This window comes from Shimwellia blattae DSM 4481 = NBRC 105725 (assembly GCF_000262305.1).
GTDB classification, from domain to species: Bacteria; Pseudomonadota; Gammaproteobacteria; order Enterobacterales; family Enterobacteriaceae; genus Shimwellia; species Shimwellia blattae.
Genome location: NC_017910.1, coordinates 1,107,965 through 1,124,708 on the forward strand (window position 1 = coordinate 1,107,965; position 16,744 = coordinate 1,124,708).

The window sequence follows — 16,744 nt, forward strand, 5'->3', positions numbered from 1 at the left end:
TGCGATTTACGGCTCAGTCGTCGGTTTTCTCCGCCAGGGGAAAGCGGCGGCGTATCAGCACAAAAAACAGCGGCACGAAGAAGACCGCCAGCACCGTGGCTGAGATCATGCCGCCTATCACCCCGGTGCCTACCGCATGCTGGCTGCCGGAGCCCGCACCGTTACTGGTGGCCATTGGCAGTACCCCGAAGATAAACGCCAGCGAGGTCATCAGAATCGGGCGCAGACGCTGGTGGCAGGCATGAAGGATAGCTTCGGTTAGCTCCGCTCCTCTGGCGTTCATATCATTGGCAAACTCCACGATCAGTATGGCGTTTTTGGCGGCCAGGCCGATAACCGTCAGCAGCCCCACCTGGAAGTAGACATCGTTTTCCAGCCCCCGGGCCCAGGTGGCAACCAGTGCCCCCAGCACCCCAAGGGGAACGACCAGCATCACCGAGAACGGCACAGACCAGCTCTCATACAGGGCCGCCAGGCACAAAAAGACCACCAGCAGGGAGATGGCGTACAGGGCCGGGGCCTGAGCACCGGACAGCCGCTCCTGGTAAGACATGGCCGTCCACTCCAGGCCAAAGCCGCCGGGCAACTGGTGGACAATGTTTTCCATAATGGTCATGGCAGTACCGGTACTGACCCCGGGGGCCGCCTCCCCGACAATCTCCAGCGCCGCATAGCCGTTGTAGCGCTCCAGGCGCGGCGAGCCGGTCACCCAGCGTGAGCTGGCGAACGCGGAGAAGGGCACCATACCGCCGCTGTTATTGCGGACATACCATTTATTAATATCTTCCGGCAGCATCCGGAATTTGGCCGCCGCCTGCACGTAGACCTTCTTCACCCTGCCGCGGTCAATAAAATCATTCACATAGTTGGCCCCCCAGGCGGTTTGCAGGGTGTTGTTGATATCATCAACCTGCACACCCAGCGCCTGCGCTTTGCGCTGGTCTACGTCTATCTGCAACTGGGGGCTGTCATCCAGGCCGTTGTGGCGCACCCGGGTCAGGGAGTGATCGGCGGCGGCCAGCGCCAGCAGGGTATCCCTGGCTTTCATCAGCGCGCTGTGCCCGGCACCGGCGTGATCCTGTAATTCCATATCAAAACCGGCAGAGCTGCCAAGGCCACTGATGGCGGGCGGGTTAGAGGCAATCACCCGGGCCTCTTTTACCTTGCTGAAAGCGCGGGTCGCCCGCTCGATAATGGCAAATGAGCTGGCGGTTTCCGGGTCCCGCTCGCTCCAGTCTTTCAGGCGCACAAACATCCGCGCCACGTTCTGCCCGTTACCGCCCGGGCCTGAGCCCACGGTCGAGAAGACCGACGCCACATTCTGTTTTTCCTGCGTCAGGTAATAGTGCTCAATCTTCTCTACCACTTTTAAGGTCTGCTGTTGGGTGGAGCCGCTGGGCAACTGGACCGAGGTGGAAAACATGCCCCTGTCCTCCTGGGGCAGGAACGAGGTGGGCAGGCGCATAAAGATAATGACCATCCCCGCAAGCAGCAGCAGGTAGACCAGCATTGTGCGCATACTGCGGCGCAGGATCACCGCCACGCCGCGCTCATAGCGGGTGGTCCAGTGATCAAACTGGCGGTTAAACCAGCCAAAGAAGCCCTTTTTCTGGTGGGATTCACCGGCCGCCAGCGGTTTGAGCAGGGTGGCACAAAGGGCCGGGGTCAGGATCATCGCCACCAGCACCGACAGGGCCATCGAGGCGACAATCGTTACCGAAAACTGCCGGTAAATCGCCCCGGTCGTGCCGCCGAAAAAGGCCATCGGGATAAACACCGCCGAGAGCACCATGGCAATCCCTACCAGCGCCCCCTGGATCTGGGACATGGATTTACGGGTGGCCTGGCGGGGGGAGAGCCCCTCGCTGGACATGATGCGTTCAACGTTTTCCACCACCACGATGGCGTCATCCACCAGCAGGCCGATGGCCAGCACCATGGCGAACATGGTCAGCGTGTTAATACTGTACCCGCACAGATACAGCACGGTGAAGGTGCCAAGCAGCACCACCGGCACGGCGATAGTCGGAATAAGGGTGGCGCGAAATTTCTGCAGGAACAGATACATCACCAGGAAGACCAGCAGGATGGCCTCGAACAGGGTTTTCACCACATCTTCAATGGAGGCCTTCACAAAGGAGGTGGTCTCATAAGCGACCCGGTACTCCAGCCCGCGGGGGAAATAGCGGGACAGCTCATCCAGCCGCTGCAGCACCAGTTCTGAGGTCTCCATTTCGTTAGCGCCAGAGGCCAGCTTCACCCCAAGGCCCGAAGCCTGCATACCGTTAAAGCGGCTGAGGTAGTCGTATTTCTCCGCCCCCAGCTCCACTTTCGCCACATCCCCCAGCAGCACCTGGGAGCCGTCCTGGTTAATTTTTAGCGAGATATTGCGAAACTGCTCCGGGGTTTCCAGCATCGCCTGGGCGTTGATGGTGGCGTTGAGCGCCTGCTTATCAATGGCCGGGGTGCCCCCCAGCTGGCCCACGGCAATCTGGCTGTTCTGGGACTCAATCGCCTCGACCACATCCTGGGTGGTGAGCTGGAAACTGGTCAGCTTGATGGGATCAAGCCAGATGCGCATCGAATAGGGGGAGCCGTAGGCGTCAATATCGCCCACACCGTTAATCCGGCTTAAGGGGTCCTGCAGGTTACTGGCCACATAGTCGGCAATATCCTGCTTATCCATACTGCCGTCCGTGGAGATAAACGCCAGGGTCAGAATATTGGTGTCCCCGGTTTTACGTACCGTCACCCCCTGGTTCTGTACCGACTGGGGCAGTTTTTTCATTGCTGTCTGGAGCTGGTTTTGCACCTGCTGCACGGCTTCATCAGGATCTGTACCGGCGGTAAATGTCAGCGTGACGGTGGCCTGGCCGGTATTACTGCTCTGGGAGGACATATACATCAGATTGTCCAGGCCGGTCATATTTTGTTCTATGACCTGGGTCACCGTGTTCTCAAGGGTCTGGGCTGACGCACCGGTGTACGTTGCGGAGATCCTGACATTAGGCGGTGCCAGATCAGGGTACTGTTCAACTGGCAGGGAGAGAATCGACATGATCCCCGCCAGGCACAAAATAATGGCTATTACCCAGGCAAATATCGGGCGGTTAATGAAAAAATTAGCCATTCAATCGCAGCCTCATAAACATTTTTTTAAAACCGGTTCGCAAGCAGGCCATCACTTTAGTCCGCCTGGTTTAGATAAACGTGAAGAAATAAAGGAGATAGTGTAAATCATGTCGTAGAACAAACTAATCGGAACAACGGATAAACCACCCCCCACGACACTCCCCGGGGCCGGTGAACAAAATAGCAACACTCATCCTGCGCTGATCCCGGTGATTTGCCACCAGATTACTACGTGAAATGTGCCTCTTGTGCGGTCAAGCCCCACAACGGTGGGTTTTATTGATATATCTCAGGTAAAGCGCATATTCCAGGGTGTCTGGTGCAGATGCACATTGCCAGCCTGCAATGCTGTCAGGTAATAAAATAGTCTTGATAAAAACCATAATATGACCCTTGCCAGGCAATAAAGTAATGAATCAGTTTGTAATCGCTAATGCACAGCAATGTCTTGGCTGCCATGCGTGCGAAATCGCGTGCGTGATGGCCCATAACGACGGGCAACATGTTCTGACCAGTGACGCTTACCACCCCCGTATCCGGGTGGTGAAATCCGCTACGCTGCGTAACGCCGTCACCTGCCGCCACTGTGAAGATGCCCCGTGCCTGAAAAGCTGCCCTAACGGCGCTATCAGCAAACAGAATAACAGTATCCAGGTGCAGCAGTCCCGCTGCATTGGGTGTAAAAGCTGTGAAGTGGCCTGCCCGTTTGGCGCCATGCAGATTGTCAACGAAGCGCTGGATGACATCCGGGTGAAATCTACCGCCCTGAAATGCGATCTCTGCCGCGGGCGCGACGGTGGCCCGGCCTGTGTGGAAAACTGCCCCAGCGGTGCCCTGCGCCTGATGGCACCTGACTCCCTGCGTGAGCTTTCCGCCAGCCGCCGCCTGCGTGCGGCACAGCAGGAGGCGCTGCCCTGGAATACCAGCGCGCAGGACTACCGGGCGCGCCAGCCGGTCAGTGGTGATCTCAGCAAAGTGCGGCAGATGGCGGCAACCGCCCAGCGCGAGGAGCCGCAGAAGATCCCCCTGGCGCGACGAAAAACCGGTTTTGACGAGTTATACATCACCTTTACGCCGGAGCAGGCGCACAGCCAGAGCGAGCGCTGCCTGAAATGCGGCGAGCACAGTATTTGCGAATGGAAATGCCCGCTGCATAACCATATCCCCCAGTGGGTGGAGCTGGTGAAAGCCGGTAAAGTGCTGGAGGCGGTCGAGCTCTCCCACCAGACCAACTGCCTGCCGGAAGTGACCGGGCGGGTCTGCCCACAGGACCGTTTATGTGAAGGCAACTGCACCCTGCGCGACAGCGCCGGGGCGGTGAATGTGGGCAATATTGAGCGCTTTATTACCGAGCAGGCGCTGGCCAGCGGCTGGCGGCCGGATTTATCCGCGGTAGTCCCATCCGGGCGCCGGGTGGCAATTATTGGTGCCGGGCCTGCAGGGCTGGCCTGCGCCGATGTGCTGGCCCGCAACGGGGTTGAGGCCACCGTTTATGATCGCCACCCGGAAATCGGCGGGCTGCTGACCTTCGGGATCCCGGCCTTTAAGCTGGATAAATCCGTGCTGGCCCGGCGGCGGGAGATCTTCAGCGCCATGGGGATTTCGTTCCGGCTGAACTGTGAAATTGGCCGCGATATTACCCTCGAACAGCTCCAGAGCGAGTATGACGCGGTCTTCGTTGGGGTGGGCACATACCGCTCCATGAAAGCCGGGCTGCCTGGCGAAGAGGCACCGGGGGTTTATGACGCGCTGCCGTTCCTGATTGCCAACACCAAGCAGGTCATGCATCTGCCCCAGATCCCTGAGCAGCCCTACATTAATCTGGCGGGTAAAAAAGTGGTGGTTCTGGGGGGCGGGGATACGGCAATGGACTGTGTGCGCACCTCGATTCGCCAGGGGGCAGAGCAGGTGACCTGCGCCTACCGCCGTGATGAAGCCAACATGCCCGGCTCCCGCAAAGAGGTCAAAAACGCCCGTGAAGAAGGGGTGGAATTTGAGTTTAACGTGCAGCCGCTGGAGATTGTGCTTAACCAGCAGGGGGCGGTCAGCGGAATTCGCCTTCTGCGTACCCGCATGGGGGCACCGGATGCCCAGGGGCGCCAGCGCCCGGAACCGGTCCCGGGATCAGAATTTGTGATGCCTGCGGATGCGGTTATTGTCGCGTTTGGTTTCCATCCCCACGCGCTGCCCTGGCTGGAAGAACAAGGGGTGAAGCTGGATGACAAAGGCCGGATTGTGGCCAGCGTGAACAGCGCCATCCGCTACCAGACCAGTAACCCGAAAATCTTCGCCGGGGGGGATGCGGTACGCGGGGCCGATCTGGTGGTGACCGCCATGGCCGAAGGGCGCCATGCGGCGGAAGGGATCATCCGCTGGCTGGGGGTGCCACCCCAGACGGCTCAGGCCTGAAGACAGACCGGCGGGGCTGCCCGCCGGTCGGTTTCCTGCGCGACAGCCCCGGCAGAACATCGTAATATAGCGAGGTTTTCTTTTCTTCAGCGCGGAATGAACATGGCCGTTAATATTACGATAATCAAAGATAAATTCCTCTCTGATAACTATTTTATCCTGCGAAATATCACCTACGATCTGACCCGCCGCAACGGGGAGGTTGTGCGCCAGCGCCGGGAGGTTTACGACCGGGGCAATGGTGCAGCCATCCTGTTATATAACCGCGCCCGTAACAGCGTGGTGCTGACCCGGCAATTCCGGATAGCCACCTGGCAAAACGGCAACCCGGACGGCATGCTGATCGAAGCCTGCGCCGGGCTGCTGGATGACGACGCCCCGGAAGTGTGTGTCCGCCGCGAAGCCATGGAAGAGACCGGCTACCAGGTTGATGACGTACAGCGTGTCTACGGGCTGTTTATGTCCCCCGGTGGGGTGACTGAAAGAGTCCACCTGTTTACCGGCGAATATCAGACCTCCGGCCAGGTCGGGCAGGGGGGCGGTATTGATGATGAAGATATCGATGTGCTGGAGCTGCCCTTTCCCCGGGCCCTGGCGATGATCCGCAGCGGTGAAATTTGTGACGCCAAAACGGTGATTCTGTTACAGCATATGGCGCTGGAAGGGATCCTCTCGCCCCGCTAATAGTCGCATCCGGGCAAGATAGCTATCCGATAAATCTGATTGAGTCCCCCGGGTTCTGGCGTGATATTAGCCAGCGGGCTGTCTGTTTTTGACTCAGGAAATCGCCGGGAATGGGGCATCGGATTCTACGTACTGTATTGTGGCTGCTGCTGGCAGGGGCCGGTTGCGCCGTGGCCGATCCGGTGCAGCACTCTTTTAGTGACTGGCAGGTGACCTGCAATAACCAGAACTTCTGCCAGGCGCGCAATATCAATGCCTATAACGGACTGGTCATGACGCTGGGGCGCGGCCCGGGGGCCAGAAATGACCTGGAGGTGCGCATTGATCTCGGGCGTATTGACCGGCCCATCACCAGCCCGGATGTGCTCTCAAGCGATCTGCGCCTGGACGATGCGCCCCTGGCGCTGTCCGGGAAATGGCAGTCCACTCCCCACCATCTTTACAGCGACGATACCGCAACCGTAAATACGCTACTGGCAACGCTCCAGACTGCCGGTAGTTTATCGCTTTCCGGCGGCGGGCAGGCTATCTCTCTGGCAGGGCTCGGGCGCGCGCTGAGTTTTATTGATAATCAGCAGCGGCGCACGGGCAGTGAAAGCGCCTGGGTTCAGAAGGGGGATAAACCCCCCGGGGCAGTGCCCCCGGCACCGGCGCTCAGGCAGGTCTCCCCGCCTGAACAGGTCGCCAGCCCTTTAAGCGCCAGAGAGCGCCAGGGGCTGGTGAGTTACGGCACCTGGCGCATGAACCACAGCGACTGCTCGCTGGATCCCCGGCGGCGGCAACTGTATATCGCCCCCCTGAGCGGGAGCAAAGCGCTGATGATGATCGACTGCGAGGCAGGCGCCTACAATGTGGTAAAGCGGCTGTGGATAGTGACCCGGCAGCCGCCGTATACCCCGCGCCCGCTGCACCTGGTGCTGCCCTTTTCCCCGCCGGACCAGTCCCGGGAGCTGGAACTGATGAATGCCCGCTATGATGAAGGGCGCAGCGAGCTGACCACCCTGGCAAAATGGCGCGGGATCGGGGATTGCGGTATCGCCACCCGCTGGCGTTTTGACGGCCAGCGTTTCCGGCTGGTGCGTTATGCCCAGGAGAGCCACTGCGACGGCTGGCACAGTGCCGACAGCTGGCCGACACTGTGGGTGACCCAGTAAGCACAGCGCCTCAGGCGAGCAATTTCCGGGCGTGGTTGACAATATTTTCCGTGGTAAAGCCAAAAAACGGGAACAGTTTTGCGGCCGGGGCGGATTCACCAAACGTGGTCATACCGATAACCGCCCCTTTACGACCGGTGTATTTGTACCAGTAGTCGGCTATCCCCGCTTCTACCGCGATAACCCGCTCCACCTCCGGCGGGAGCACCTGATCCTTCCAGGCCTGATCCTGCCTGTCAAAGGTGTCCGTGGAGGGCATCGACACCACCTGAACCGCAACCCCCTCGCGACTGAGCTGCTCTGCGGCCTGCATGGTGATTTCCACCTCGGAGCCGGTGGCAATCAGCAGCAGGTCAGGGCGGGTAGCACAGGGGCGCAAAATATAGCCCCCGCGGGAGATGGCCTCCAGCTGCTCCGGGGTGCGCGGCATCTGGGTCAGATTCTGGCGCGACAGGATCAGCGCCGTAGGGCCATCCTGGCGCTCCAGCGCCCGGGACCAGGCCACGGCAGTTTCCACCTGATCACAGGGCCGCCAGGTACTGAACCCGGGGGTCAGGCGCAGGCTGGCCAGCTGCTCTACGGCCTGGTGGGTGGGGCCATCTTCACCCAGCCCGATGGAGTCATGGGTATAGACCATTATCTGGCGGGCTTTCATCAGCGCCGCCATGCGCGCTGCGTTACGGGCATATTCCACAAACATCAGGAAGGTTGCGCTGTAGGGAATAAATCCGCCGTGCAGGGCAATACCGTTGGCGATAGCGGTCATGCCGAACTCCCGCACCCCGTAGTGAATATAGTTGCCGTCCTGGTGGGTGAGCAGCTCCCGGGAGCCAGACCAGATAGTCAGGTTACTGGGGGCCAGATCGGCAGAGCCACCCAGCAGCTCCGGCAGGTGGGGGCCAAAGGCATTCAGCGTATTTTGTGAGGCCTTACGGGAGGCGATACTGGCCGGTGTGGCCTGCAACTGGGCTATGTAGCGCTGGCTGAGCTGCGGCCACTCTGGCGGGAGCTGGCCTGCCATGCGCCGCCCAAAGTCAGCGGCCAGATCCGGGTGAGCCTGCTGCCAGCTGGCGTACAGGGCGTTCCACTGGCGCTCGGCCTGGGCACCGCGCTCCCGGGCATCCCAGGCGTGGTAAATCTCCTCCGGAATGGTGAACGGCGGGAACTCCCAGCCCAGCTGTTTACGGGCCAGGGCCACTTCCTCTTCCCCCAGGGGCGCGCCGTGCGCCTCTTCTTTACCGGCTTTGTTAGGGGAGCCGAAGCCAATCACGGTGCGGCAGATAAGCAGGCTGGGTTTATCGGTCACGGCTTTGGCCTGGTTTATCGCTTTCTTGATGGCGAGCGGATCATGGCCGTCAATGTCGCGGATCACATGCCAGTGGTACGCCTCGAAGCGCAGGGCCGTGTCATCGGTAAACCAGCCGTCAGTGTGGCCGTCAATGGAGATGCCGTTACTGTCATAAAAGCCTATCAGCTTACCCAGCCCCAGCGTTCCGGCCAGCGAACAGGCCTCGTGGGAGATGCCCTCCATCAGGCAGCCATCCCCCATAAAGACCCAGGTATGGTGATCGACAATATCGTAGCCGGGGCGGTTAAACTGGGCTGCGAGGGTGCGCTCAGCAATGGCCATGCCCACGGCGTTAGCCAGCCCCTGGCCCAGGGGGCCGGTGGTGGTCTCCACCCCCGGGGTGAGCCCGTATTCCGGGTGGCCCGGGGTGCGGGAGTGGAGCTGGCGAAACTGTCTGAGCTCCTCCATGGGCAGCTCATAGCCGCTCAGGTGTAGCAGGCTGTAGAGCAGCATAGAGGCGTGGCCGTTCGACAGCACAAACCGGTCCCGGTTGTACCAGTGGGGGTTTGCCGGGTTATGCCGGTGAAAGTCGTTCCACAGCACTTCGGCGATATCGGCCATCCCCATGGGGGCGCCCGGGTGGCCGCTGTTGGCTTTTTGTACTGCATCCATACTCAGGGCGCGAATGGCATTCGCGATGCGTTGACGAGATGACATGTTGCACTCCGTGGTAAACGCCGTTAGTGTCGAAAAGGGTTCTCCTGCCCGGGGAGTGGTGCCTGGTCACAGAGAAAACTGTAAGCGTTGATATCATCACGCCGATGACTTCCGGCGTGAACCCTCACGGGTTGTTGATGAATTACAACAGGTTAAAGTGTGCGTTTTTTCATTGCGGGCCGGGAAAATCGCCCTCCTGCCAAAAAAGCATAGCAGAGAGGCATAGCAATGCGCGCCGGGATAGGTAACATAGTGTTTATAAATAACTAACAATATTGCGTGGAATGTTAAAGCGAACTCTGCCGCTTTGGGTATCACGCGTTGCTCCTCTATACCCTTATGTGAAGGAAAGTAAAATGGACGACCAGTTAAAACAGAGCGCCCTCGATTTTCATGAATTCCCGGTCCCGGGGAAAATCCAGGTATCCCCCACCAAACCACTGGCTACCCAGCGCGATCTGGCGCTGGCCTATTCCCCCGGGGTTGCGGCACCTTGTCTGGAGATTGCCGCAGATCCGCTGGCGGCCTATAAATACACGGCGCGCGGCAACCTGGTGGCCGTGGTCTCTAACGGTACGGCGGTACTGGGGCTCGGGAATATCGGCGCTCTGGCGGGCAAACCGGTAATGGAAGGGAAAGGGGTGCTGTTTAAGAAGTTCGCCGGTATTGACGTGTTTGATATCGAAGTGGACGAACTGAACCCGGACAAACTGATTGATGTCGTTGCGGCCCTGGAGCCCACCTTCGGCGGCATTAACCTTGAAGATATCAAAGCGCCGGAGTGCTTCTATATTGAGCAGAAACTGCGCGAGCGCATGAAGATCCCGGTATTCCACGACGATCAGCACGGTACGGCAATTATCTGTACTGCCGCGGTACTCAATGGTCTGCGGGTCGTGCAAAAGAACATCAGCGATGTGCGCCTGGTGGTTTCCGGCGCCGGGGCATCGGCCATTGCCTGTATGAACCTGCTGGTGGCGCTGGGGATGCAAAAACACAATATCGTGGTGTGTGACTCTAAAGGGGTCATCTACAAAGGCCGCGAAGAGAATATGGCCGAAACCAAAGCCGCCTACGCGGTGGATGACGACGGCAAACGCACCCTTGATGACGTTATCGGCGGGGCGGATATCTTCCTGGGTTGCTCCGGCCCACGGGTGCTGAGCCAGGAGATGGTGAAAAAAATGGGCAAGTCGCCGCTTATCCTGGCGCTGGCGAACCCGGAGCCGGAAATCCTGCCTCCGCTGGCCAAAGAGGTGCGCCCGGACGCTATCATCTGTACCGGCCGTTCAGACTTCCCCAACCAGGTGAACAACGTACTGTGCTTCCCGTTTATCTTCCGTGGCGCGCTGGATGTAGGGGCCACCACCATTAATGAAGAGATGAAACTGGCGGCGGTACACGCGATTGCCGAGCTGGCCCTGGCAGAGCAGAGCGAGGTTGTGGCCTCTGCTTATGATGAGCAGGAGCTGACATTCGGCCCGGAATATCTGATCCCGAAACCGTTCGATCCCCGGCTGATTGTCAAGATTGCCCCGGCCGTTGCCCGGGCGGCGATGGAGTCCGGCGTGGCCACGCGCCCGATTGAGGACTTCGATGCCTATACGGAAAAACTGACCGAGTTTGTCTACAAAACCAACCTGTTTATGAAGCCGGTATTCTCCCAGGCGCGGAAAGATCCCAAGCGGGTGATCCTCGCCGAAGGGGAAGAAAACCGCGTGCTGCACGCCACCCAGGAGCTGGTCACTCTGGGCATGGCGCGGCCTATCCTGGTCGGGCGTCCGGGGGTCATTGAAATGCGCATCAGGAAACTGGGGCTGCAGATCGAAGCCGGTAAAGATTTCGATATCGTGAATAACGAATCGGATCCGCGCTTTAAAACCTACTGGACCGAATACTACAACATGATGAAGCGTCGTGGGGTAAGCCAGGAGCAGGCCCAGCGTGCGGTGATCAGTAACCCGACGGTGATTGGCGCCATTATGCTGCACCGTGGCGAGGCCGACGCCATGATTTGCGGAACCGTGGGGGATTACCACGAGCATTTCTCCGTGGTGGAGAAGATCTTCGGCTACCGGGACGGGGTTAAAACAGCCGGGGCGATTAACGCGCTGTTACTGCCCAGCGGTAACACCTTTATTGCCGATACCTACGTAAACGACGATCCGACACCGGAACAGCTTACCGAAATCACCCTGATGGCGGCAGAAACCGTACGCCGGTTTGGTATTGAGCCGAAAGTGGCGCTGCTGTCCCACTCTAACTATGGCTCTTCCGACTCCCCGGCGGCGCGTAAAATGCGCGACACCCTTGAGCAGATCCGCGCCCGCGCGCCGGAGCTGAATATCGACGGGGAGATGCACGGGGACGCCGCGCTGGTGGAAAGTATCCGCAACGAGCGGATGCCGGACAGCCCGCTGAAAGGGGCGGCGAATATCCTGATCATGCCCAATATGGAAGCCGCGCGGATAAGCTACAACCTGCTGCGGGTGTCCAGCTCTGAAGGGGTGACCGTGGGGCCGGTACTGATGGGGATCGCCAAACCGGTTCATATTCTGACGCCGATAGCCTCAGTACGCCGGATTGTGAATATGGTGGCGCTGGCGGTGGTTGAAGCGCAGACCGCACCGCTGTAAGGCCGCATCCCGCCGGGCCTCCGGCGGGGTGTGTCATACCCAGTCGCGAATTTTAATAAAGTCGCTCAGGGCGGCCTCCGGGCTGCCCGCTTCGGGCTGATAGTCATACTCCCAGCGTGCCAGTGGCGGCATGGACATCAGTATCGACTCTGTACGCCCGCCGCTCTGTAACCCGAACAGGGTGCCCCGATCCCACACCAGGTTGAACTCCACATAACGCCCCCGGCGATAGAGCTGGAACTGGCGCTCCCGCTCCCCCCAGGGCATATCCTTACGCCGCGCCACAATCGGCAGGTAGGCATCCAGATACCCGTTGCCGACAGCCCGGGTAAAGTCAAAACAGTGGCGGAAATCCGGCGCGTTAAGATCGTCAAAAAACAGGCCGCCAATGCCGCGCGCCTCCTGGCGGTGCTTCAGCCAGAAGTAGTCGTCGCACCATTTTTTATAGCGCGGGTACACCTCCGGCCCGAAGGGCTGGCACAGCTGCCGGGCGGTGTGGTGCCAGTGGCGGGCGTCTTCTTCAAAACCGTAGAACGGGGTCAGATCAAAGCCGCCGCCAAACCACCAGACGGGCTCTTCACCGGGTTTTTCCGCCATAAAGAAACGCACGTTGGCGTGGCTGGTAGGAACGTAAGGGTTGCGCGGGTGAACCACCAGGGAGACGCCCAGCGCTTCAAAACTGCGCCCGGCCAGGGCCGGGCGGTGTGCCGTGGCCGAGCCCGGCATGGCATCCCCGTGTACGTGGGAGAAGTTCACCCCGGCCTGTTCAAATACCTGCCCCTCTCGCAGTACCCGGCTGCGCCCCCCGCCACCGGCGCTGCGTTGCCAGGCATCTTCGTGGAAGGTGGCACCCCCATCGGCAGCGCTGAGCTGCTGGCACAGGGTGTCCTGGAGCTGTAACAGATACTGTCTGACCTGGTGGATATCGGGTTGGCTGCTCATGGTTAGCGTCTGGAGTGGGCTTTGTGGTTATCAAACCAGCTAAAATAGCTGATAACGCCGGAGGCAATCGCGCTGGCTATCTTCTGGCGGAACGCCGTTGTGCCCAGCAGGCGCTCTTCTTCCGGGTTGGTAATAAATGAGGTTTCAACCAGTACCGAAGGGATAGACGGTGATTTCAGCACCACGAAAGCGGCCTGTTCTGTGCTGTGGCTGTGCAGCCGGTGGACTGATTTTATCTGGCGCAGCACGTGGGAGCCCAGGGTCAGGCTGTTTTTGATGGTGTCGGTCTGGACCAGATCAAACAGCACCTGCTGCAGGTAGTGGTCCCGGTCTTTTACTTTGCTTCCGGCAACATCATCGGCGGCGTTTTCTTTGTCGGAGAGGTATTTTGCCATGGCGCTACTGGCCCCCCGGTTAGAGAGCGCAAACACCGACGCCCCCGCCGCAGAGGGGTTGGTAAAGCCATCGGCGTGAATCGACATAAACAGGTCGGCCCCGTGCTTCTGGGCAATTTCGACCCGATCATAAAGCGGAATAAACTCGTCTGCGTTGCGGGTCAGGCGGGCGTCGATCCCTTTGCTGCGCAGAATCGCGCGCACATTTTTGGCAATGGCCAGCACCACGTGTTTTTCTTTGGCGCCGTTACGCCCGATGGCGCCGGTATCAATACCGCCGTGGCCGGGATCCAGCATCACCACGCGCTTTGCGCCTGCTTTTTTGGTGGTGGCTTTGCTGTGGCTATTGGTCAGTTTTAGCGGTTTACTCTCCTGAGCCTGTACACCGTGGAAGGCTGAGAGGGTCAGTGCAGCCAGGCCAGTCTTGATAAGCTGACGGCGCGATGTGAGTGTGAGTGATTTAATTTTGCTCATGCGGCCCGAATTTAATCTTATAAATAGACAAGAATAACCAGCAGTTATAGCGTATTGATCATCATGACACGATGCATATTACTGCGAAATGTTTAACGATTCATTTCAGATAATGACGGGCGGCATTATGACACTTTTCTGGCGTCGCTTCCGCAGATATTGGCTAATTGACCAGATAACGCCATAATCTGCAGTTTACTCTTACATACACGAGAATATCGATGGAGATACGCGTTTTTCGCCAGGCAGACTTCGATGAGGTGATCACCTTATGGGAGCGGTGCGAGCTGCTGCGCCCGTGGAACGATCCGGAAATGGATATCGAGCGCAAAATGCAGTGTGGGGCGGATCTTTTCCTGGTGGCAGAAGTGGGTGGCGAAGTTATCGGCACTGTGATGGGCGGCTATGACGGGCATCGCGGCGCGGCCTACTATCTGGGGGTGCACCCGGATTATCGCGGGCGCGGTATTGCGAATGCGCTCCTCAACCGGCTGGAGAAAAAACTGATCGCCCGGGGCTGCCCCAAACTGAACATTATGGTGCGTGAAGAGAACGATCTGGTTATTGGCCTGTATGAGAAGATTGGCTACGACCACCAGGACAGCATTATGCTTGGCAAACGCCTGATTGAAGACGACGAATACTGAACCGGCCCGCGCGCCGGTGTATTTATCCTTCCCTGTGTGATGTCACCGCCATGAACTACCTGCCTTCTGATTTTGACCGCCACGGCCTGTTGCGCCTGCCGCTGTTGTTCTGGGTCATTGTTGTGCTTCAGGCCAGAAACTGGGTATTGCTGCTGCTTGCCGGGGCATCCCGGGAGCAGGGCGAAACGCTGCTGGCGCTGTTCTACCCGGAGCGGAACCTGTTTTTGCTGGGGTTAGTACCGGGGATCCCGGCGGTGCTGGCGTTTGTGCTGAGCGGGCGCCGCCTGGCGTTTCCGCGCCTGTGGTATTACTGGCGCCGGGTGCTGATTGTCACCCAACTGGTGATTACCCTCCTGCAGGTGCTGGCGCTGTATGGCCAGGCGGAGGTCACCCCGGCGGGGATTTGCCTGCTGGCGATGGATCTGTTCTCCCTGTGGTGGCTGCTGTTCCAGCGGCGTCTGCGGGACTGTTTTTCCCCTGGTCTGGTATAGGATGGCACTTTTGTTGCCATCAGAACTCAAACCATGGATTGTCACTGACTACTAAGGATATCCGGATGAAAAGCCTGCGTCTTATGATGCTTATCGCGCCGCTGGCGTTAAGTGGGTGTTCCACGCTCTCAAATGCGCACTGGGCTCCCTGGAACTGGTTCGGCTCATCGCTGACGGTGAGCGAGCAGGGGGTAGGGGCGTTAACCGCATCCACCCCGCTGACACAGGACGGCATCGCCGGGGCGATTGGCAGCGACTACCATCTGCGTAGTGGCATGAAAATGGCGGACGGCAGCGTCGTGCGCTATTTCGAGGCGCTGAAAAATAACCAGCTGGCGCTGGTGATTGAAGGTGACAAGGGGCAGCTTTCCCGGGTGGTGGTACTGGATAAAACCATCCCCACCGAGAGCGGCGTGACCCTGGGAACACCGTTTCACGAACTTTACAGCAAAGCCTTTGGCGCCTGTGAAAAAGCCAGCGGCGATGACGAGGCGCTGGTGGCCTGTAAAGCCCCGGACAGCCAGCATATTACCTATCTGTTTGGCGGACAGTGGCGCGGGCCTCAGGGGTTAATGCCCTCGGACGATACGCTAAAAAACTGGACGCTTAATAAAATCGTCTGGCGGCGGTAATATATCCACATAAAGCGTGGTCACAGACTTTTTTTACGCCATTGGAGGCGTACATGACCACGCTACGGGCGGTTTTTTTGGAGGCATTATGTCTGAAGTACAAAGCGGTATTTTACCAGAGCATTGTCGCGCGGCTATCTGGCTGGAAGCCAACCTGGCGGGCAGCCTGGATGAGTTGCGTCAGGGGTGTCGGACGCTCTGCCAGCAGGTGGCTGAGTTCCAGGGGAAATTCCCGGACGCCCACCTCGGGGTGGTTGTGGCCTTTGGTCACGATGTCTGGCGTGAACTGGGTGCAGCCGGTAGTGCCGCTGATCTGAAAAATTTTACGCCGCTGGGCAAAGGGCTGGCACCGGCGACCCAGCAGGATGTGCTGATCCATATTATGTCTCTGCGCCATGACGTGAACTTCTCCGTGGCTCAGGCGACCCTGGCCGCCTTCGGCAAGACACTGAGCATTGTTGAAGAGATCCACGGTTTTCGCTGGGTGGAAGAGCGCGATCTCAGCGGGTTTGTTGACGGCACCGAAAACCCGGCAGGCGACGGCCCGCGCCGCGATGCCGCAGTTATTAACGGCGGTATCGATGACGGCGGCAGCTATGTCCTGGCCCAGCGCTGGGAGCATAACTTGCCGCAGTTTGAGCGCATGAGCACCCATGAGCAGGAGATGGTTATCGGCCGCACCAAAGCAGACAGCGTGGAAATTGACCCGGACGAGCGCCCGGTGACCTCTCACGTGACCCGCGTTGATCTGAAAGAGAACGGCAAAGGGCTGAAAATTGTCCGCCAGAGCCTGCCTTACGGCACCGCCAGCGGTGTGCACGGGCTCTATTTCTGCTCTTATGCTGCGCGCCTGCACAGTATTGAGCAGCAGCTGCTGAGCATGTTCGGCGAGCTGGACGGCAAGCGTGATGCCCTGCTGCGCTTCACCAAACCAGTGACCGGCGGCTACTATTTCGCCCCCTCACTGGATGTGCTCAAAGCTCTGTAATCCCCCCTTTACGGCGCGCGCTGGCGCGCCGTTTTCCCCCGGATATCCCTTTCCCCACGGGCCTTATACTGTTTCGAACTTGCAAATCGCCAAACGGTATATAAAAGCGTTACAGCTTTGCCACCTGTTATAAATAAACTGGACAGCAATTAAGC

Annotated in this window: 12 protein-coding genes; 8 read left to right on the forward strand and 4 right to left on the reverse strand. The window is 59.1% G+C overall.

Going from position 1 to position 16,744, the window contains the following annotated elements:
• Positions 1-13: 13 nt before the first annotated feature.
• Positions 14-3,130 carry a multidrug efflux RND transporter permease AcrD gene (gene acrD / locus EBL_RS05165; RefSeq protein WP_002441266.1) on the reverse strand — a complete coding sequence of 1,039 codons (3,117 nt, stop codon included), beginning with the start codon at positions 3,128-3,130 and terminating at the stop codon, positions 14-16.
• A 413-nt stretch (positions 3,131-3,543) separates the two neighbouring features.
• Here acrD and aegA point away from each other — a divergent pair, with 413 nt between their 5' ends.
• The 3 genes from aegA to EBL_RS05180 all read left to right on the forward strand — a co-directional run bounded on the left by aegA (position 3,544) and on the right by EBL_RS05180 (position 7,379).
• On the forward strand, positions 3,544-5,541 hold the full coding sequence (gene aegA, locus EBL_RS05170) for a formate-dependent uric acid utilization protein AegA (protein ID WP_002441264.1): 1,998 nt from the start codon (positions 3,544-3,546) through the stop codon (positions 5,539-5,541).
• Positions 5,542-5,643: 102 nt separating this feature from the next.
• Entirely contained in the window at positions 5,644-6,225 is a 582-nt protein-coding gene (nudK, locus tag EBL_RS05175) for a GDP-mannose pyrophosphatase NudK (protein ID WP_014715888.1), read from the forward strand.
• A 110-nt stretch (positions 6,226-6,335) separates the two neighbouring features.
• Entirely contained in the window at positions 6,336-7,379 is a 1,044-nt protein-coding gene (locus EBL_RS05180; RefSeq protein WP_002441260.1) for a DUF1176 domain-containing protein, read from the forward strand.
• A gap of 10 nt (positions 7,380-7,389) precedes the next feature.
• Here EBL_RS05180 and tkt read toward each other — a convergent pair whose 3' ends face one another.
• Positions 7,390-9,384, reverse strand: a complete 1,995-nt coding sequence (gene tkt, locus EBL_RS05185; protein WP_002441258.1) for a transketolase — start codon at positions 9,382-9,384, stop codon at positions 7,390-7,392.
• A gap of 356 nt (positions 9,385-9,740) precedes the next feature.
• Between tkt and maeB the strand changes: the two genes are divergently transcribed.
• A complete protein-coding gene (gene maeB / locus EBL_RS05190) occupies positions 9,741-12,020 on the forward strand; it encodes an NADP-dependent oxaloacetate-decarboxylating malate dehydrogenase (RefSeq protein ID WP_002441256.1) in 2,280 nt (759 codons plus the stop codon).
• 33 nt (positions 12,021-12,053) lie between these two features.
• Here the strand turns inward: maeB and hemF are convergent, their stop codons facing one another.
• Together hemF and amiA are read right to left on the reverse strand one after the other, a co-directional pair.
• Positions 12,054-12,962: an oxygen-dependent coproporphyrinogen oxidase gene (gene hemF / locus EBL_RS05195; RefSeq protein ID WP_002441253.1), complete on the reverse strand. Its 909-nt coding sequence runs from the start codon at positions 12,960-12,962 to the stop codon at positions 12,054-12,056.
• Positions 12,963-12,964: 2 nt separating this feature from the next.
• Positions 12,965-13,831 carry an N-acetylmuramoyl-L-alanine amidase AmiA gene (gene amiA, locus EBL_RS05200; protein WP_002441251.1) on the reverse strand — a complete coding sequence of 289 codons (867 nt, stop codon included), beginning with the start codon at positions 13,829-13,831 and terminating at the stop codon, positions 12,965-12,967.
• A gap of 221 nt (positions 13,832-14,052) precedes the next feature.
• On the opposite strand from amiA, the gene EBL_RS05205 reads away from it, so the two are divergent.
• From EBL_RS05205 to EBL_RS05220, 4 genes are all read left to right on the forward strand, one after another.
• The gene (locus EBL_RS05205) at positions 14,053-14,478 is read left to right on the forward strand and encodes a GNAT family acetyltransferase (protein ID WP_002441249.1); all 426 of its coding nucleotides are present in this window, start codon (positions 14,053-14,055) and stop codon (positions 14,476-14,478) included.
• Between the two features lie 50 nt (positions 14,479-14,528).
• A complete protein-coding gene (locus EBL_RS05210; protein ID WP_002441247.1) occupies positions 14,529-14,969 on the forward strand; it encodes a DUF2919 domain-containing protein in 441 nt (146 codons plus the stop codon).
• 65 nt (positions 14,970-15,034) lie between these two features.
• Positions 15,035-15,601 (forward strand): RpoE-regulated lipoprotein, encoded by a 567-nt coding sequence (locus EBL_RS05215; RefSeq protein ID WP_002441245.1) that lies wholly within the window; start codon positions 15,035-15,037, stop codon positions 15,599-15,601.
• An 88-nt stretch (positions 15,602-15,689) separates the two neighbouring features.
• The gene (locus EBL_RS05220) at positions 15,690-16,589 is read left to right on the forward strand and encodes a Dyp-type peroxidase (RefSeq protein ID WP_002441243.1); all 900 of its coding nucleotides are present in this window, start codon (positions 15,690-15,692) and stop codon (positions 16,587-16,589) included.
• Positions 16,590-16,744: the final 155 nt, after the last annotated feature.

What these genes read in the sequence shown, in the direction of transcription:
- acrD (WP_002441266.1), bottom strand. Translation starts at nt 3,130, where the DNA reads ATGGCTAATTTTTTCATTAACCGCCCGATATTTGCCTGGGTAATAGCC.
- aegA (WP_002441264.1), top strand. Translation starts at nt 3,544, where the DNA reads ATGAATCAGTTTGTAATCGCTAATGCACAGCAATGTCTTGGCTGCCAT.
- nudK (WP_014715888.1), top strand. Translation starts at nt 5,644, where the DNA reads ATGGCCGTTAATATTACGATAATCAAAGATAAATTCCTCTCTGATAAC.
- EBL_RS05180 (WP_002441260.1), top strand. Translation starts at nt 6,336, where the DNA reads ATGGGGCATCGGATTCTACGTACTGTATTGTGGCTGCTGCTGGCAGGG.
- tkt (WP_002441258.1), bottom strand. Translation starts at nt 9,384, where the DNA reads ATGTCATCTCGTCAACGCATCGCGAATGCCATTCGCGCCCTGAGTATG.
- maeB (WP_002441256.1), top strand. Translation starts at nt 9,741, where the DNA reads ATGGACGACCAGTTAAAACAGAGCGCCCTCGATTTTCATGAATTCCCG.
- hemF (WP_002441253.1), bottom strand. Translation starts at nt 12,962, where the DNA reads ATGAGCAGCCAACCCGATATCCACCAGGTCAGACAGTATCTGTTACAG.
- amiA (WP_002441251.1), bottom strand. Translation starts at nt 13,831, where the DNA reads ATGAGCAAAATTAAATCACTCACACTCACATCGCGCCGTCAGCTTATC.
- EBL_RS05205 (WP_002441249.1), top strand. Translation starts at nt 14,053, where the DNA reads ATGGAGATACGCGTTTTTCGCCAGGCAGACTTCGATGAGGTGATCACC.
- EBL_RS05210 (WP_002441247.1), top strand. Translation starts at nt 14,529, where the DNA reads ATGAACTACCTGCCTTCTGATTTTGACCGCCACGGCCTGTTGCGCCTG.
- EBL_RS05215 (WP_002441245.1), top strand. Translation starts at nt 15,035, where the DNA reads ATGAAAAGCCTGCGTCTTATGATGCTTATCGCGCCGCTGGCGTTAAGT.
- EBL_RS05220 (WP_002441243.1), top strand. Translation starts at nt 15,690, where the DNA reads ATGTCTGAAGTACAAAGCGGTATTTTACCAGAGCATTGTCGCGCGGCT.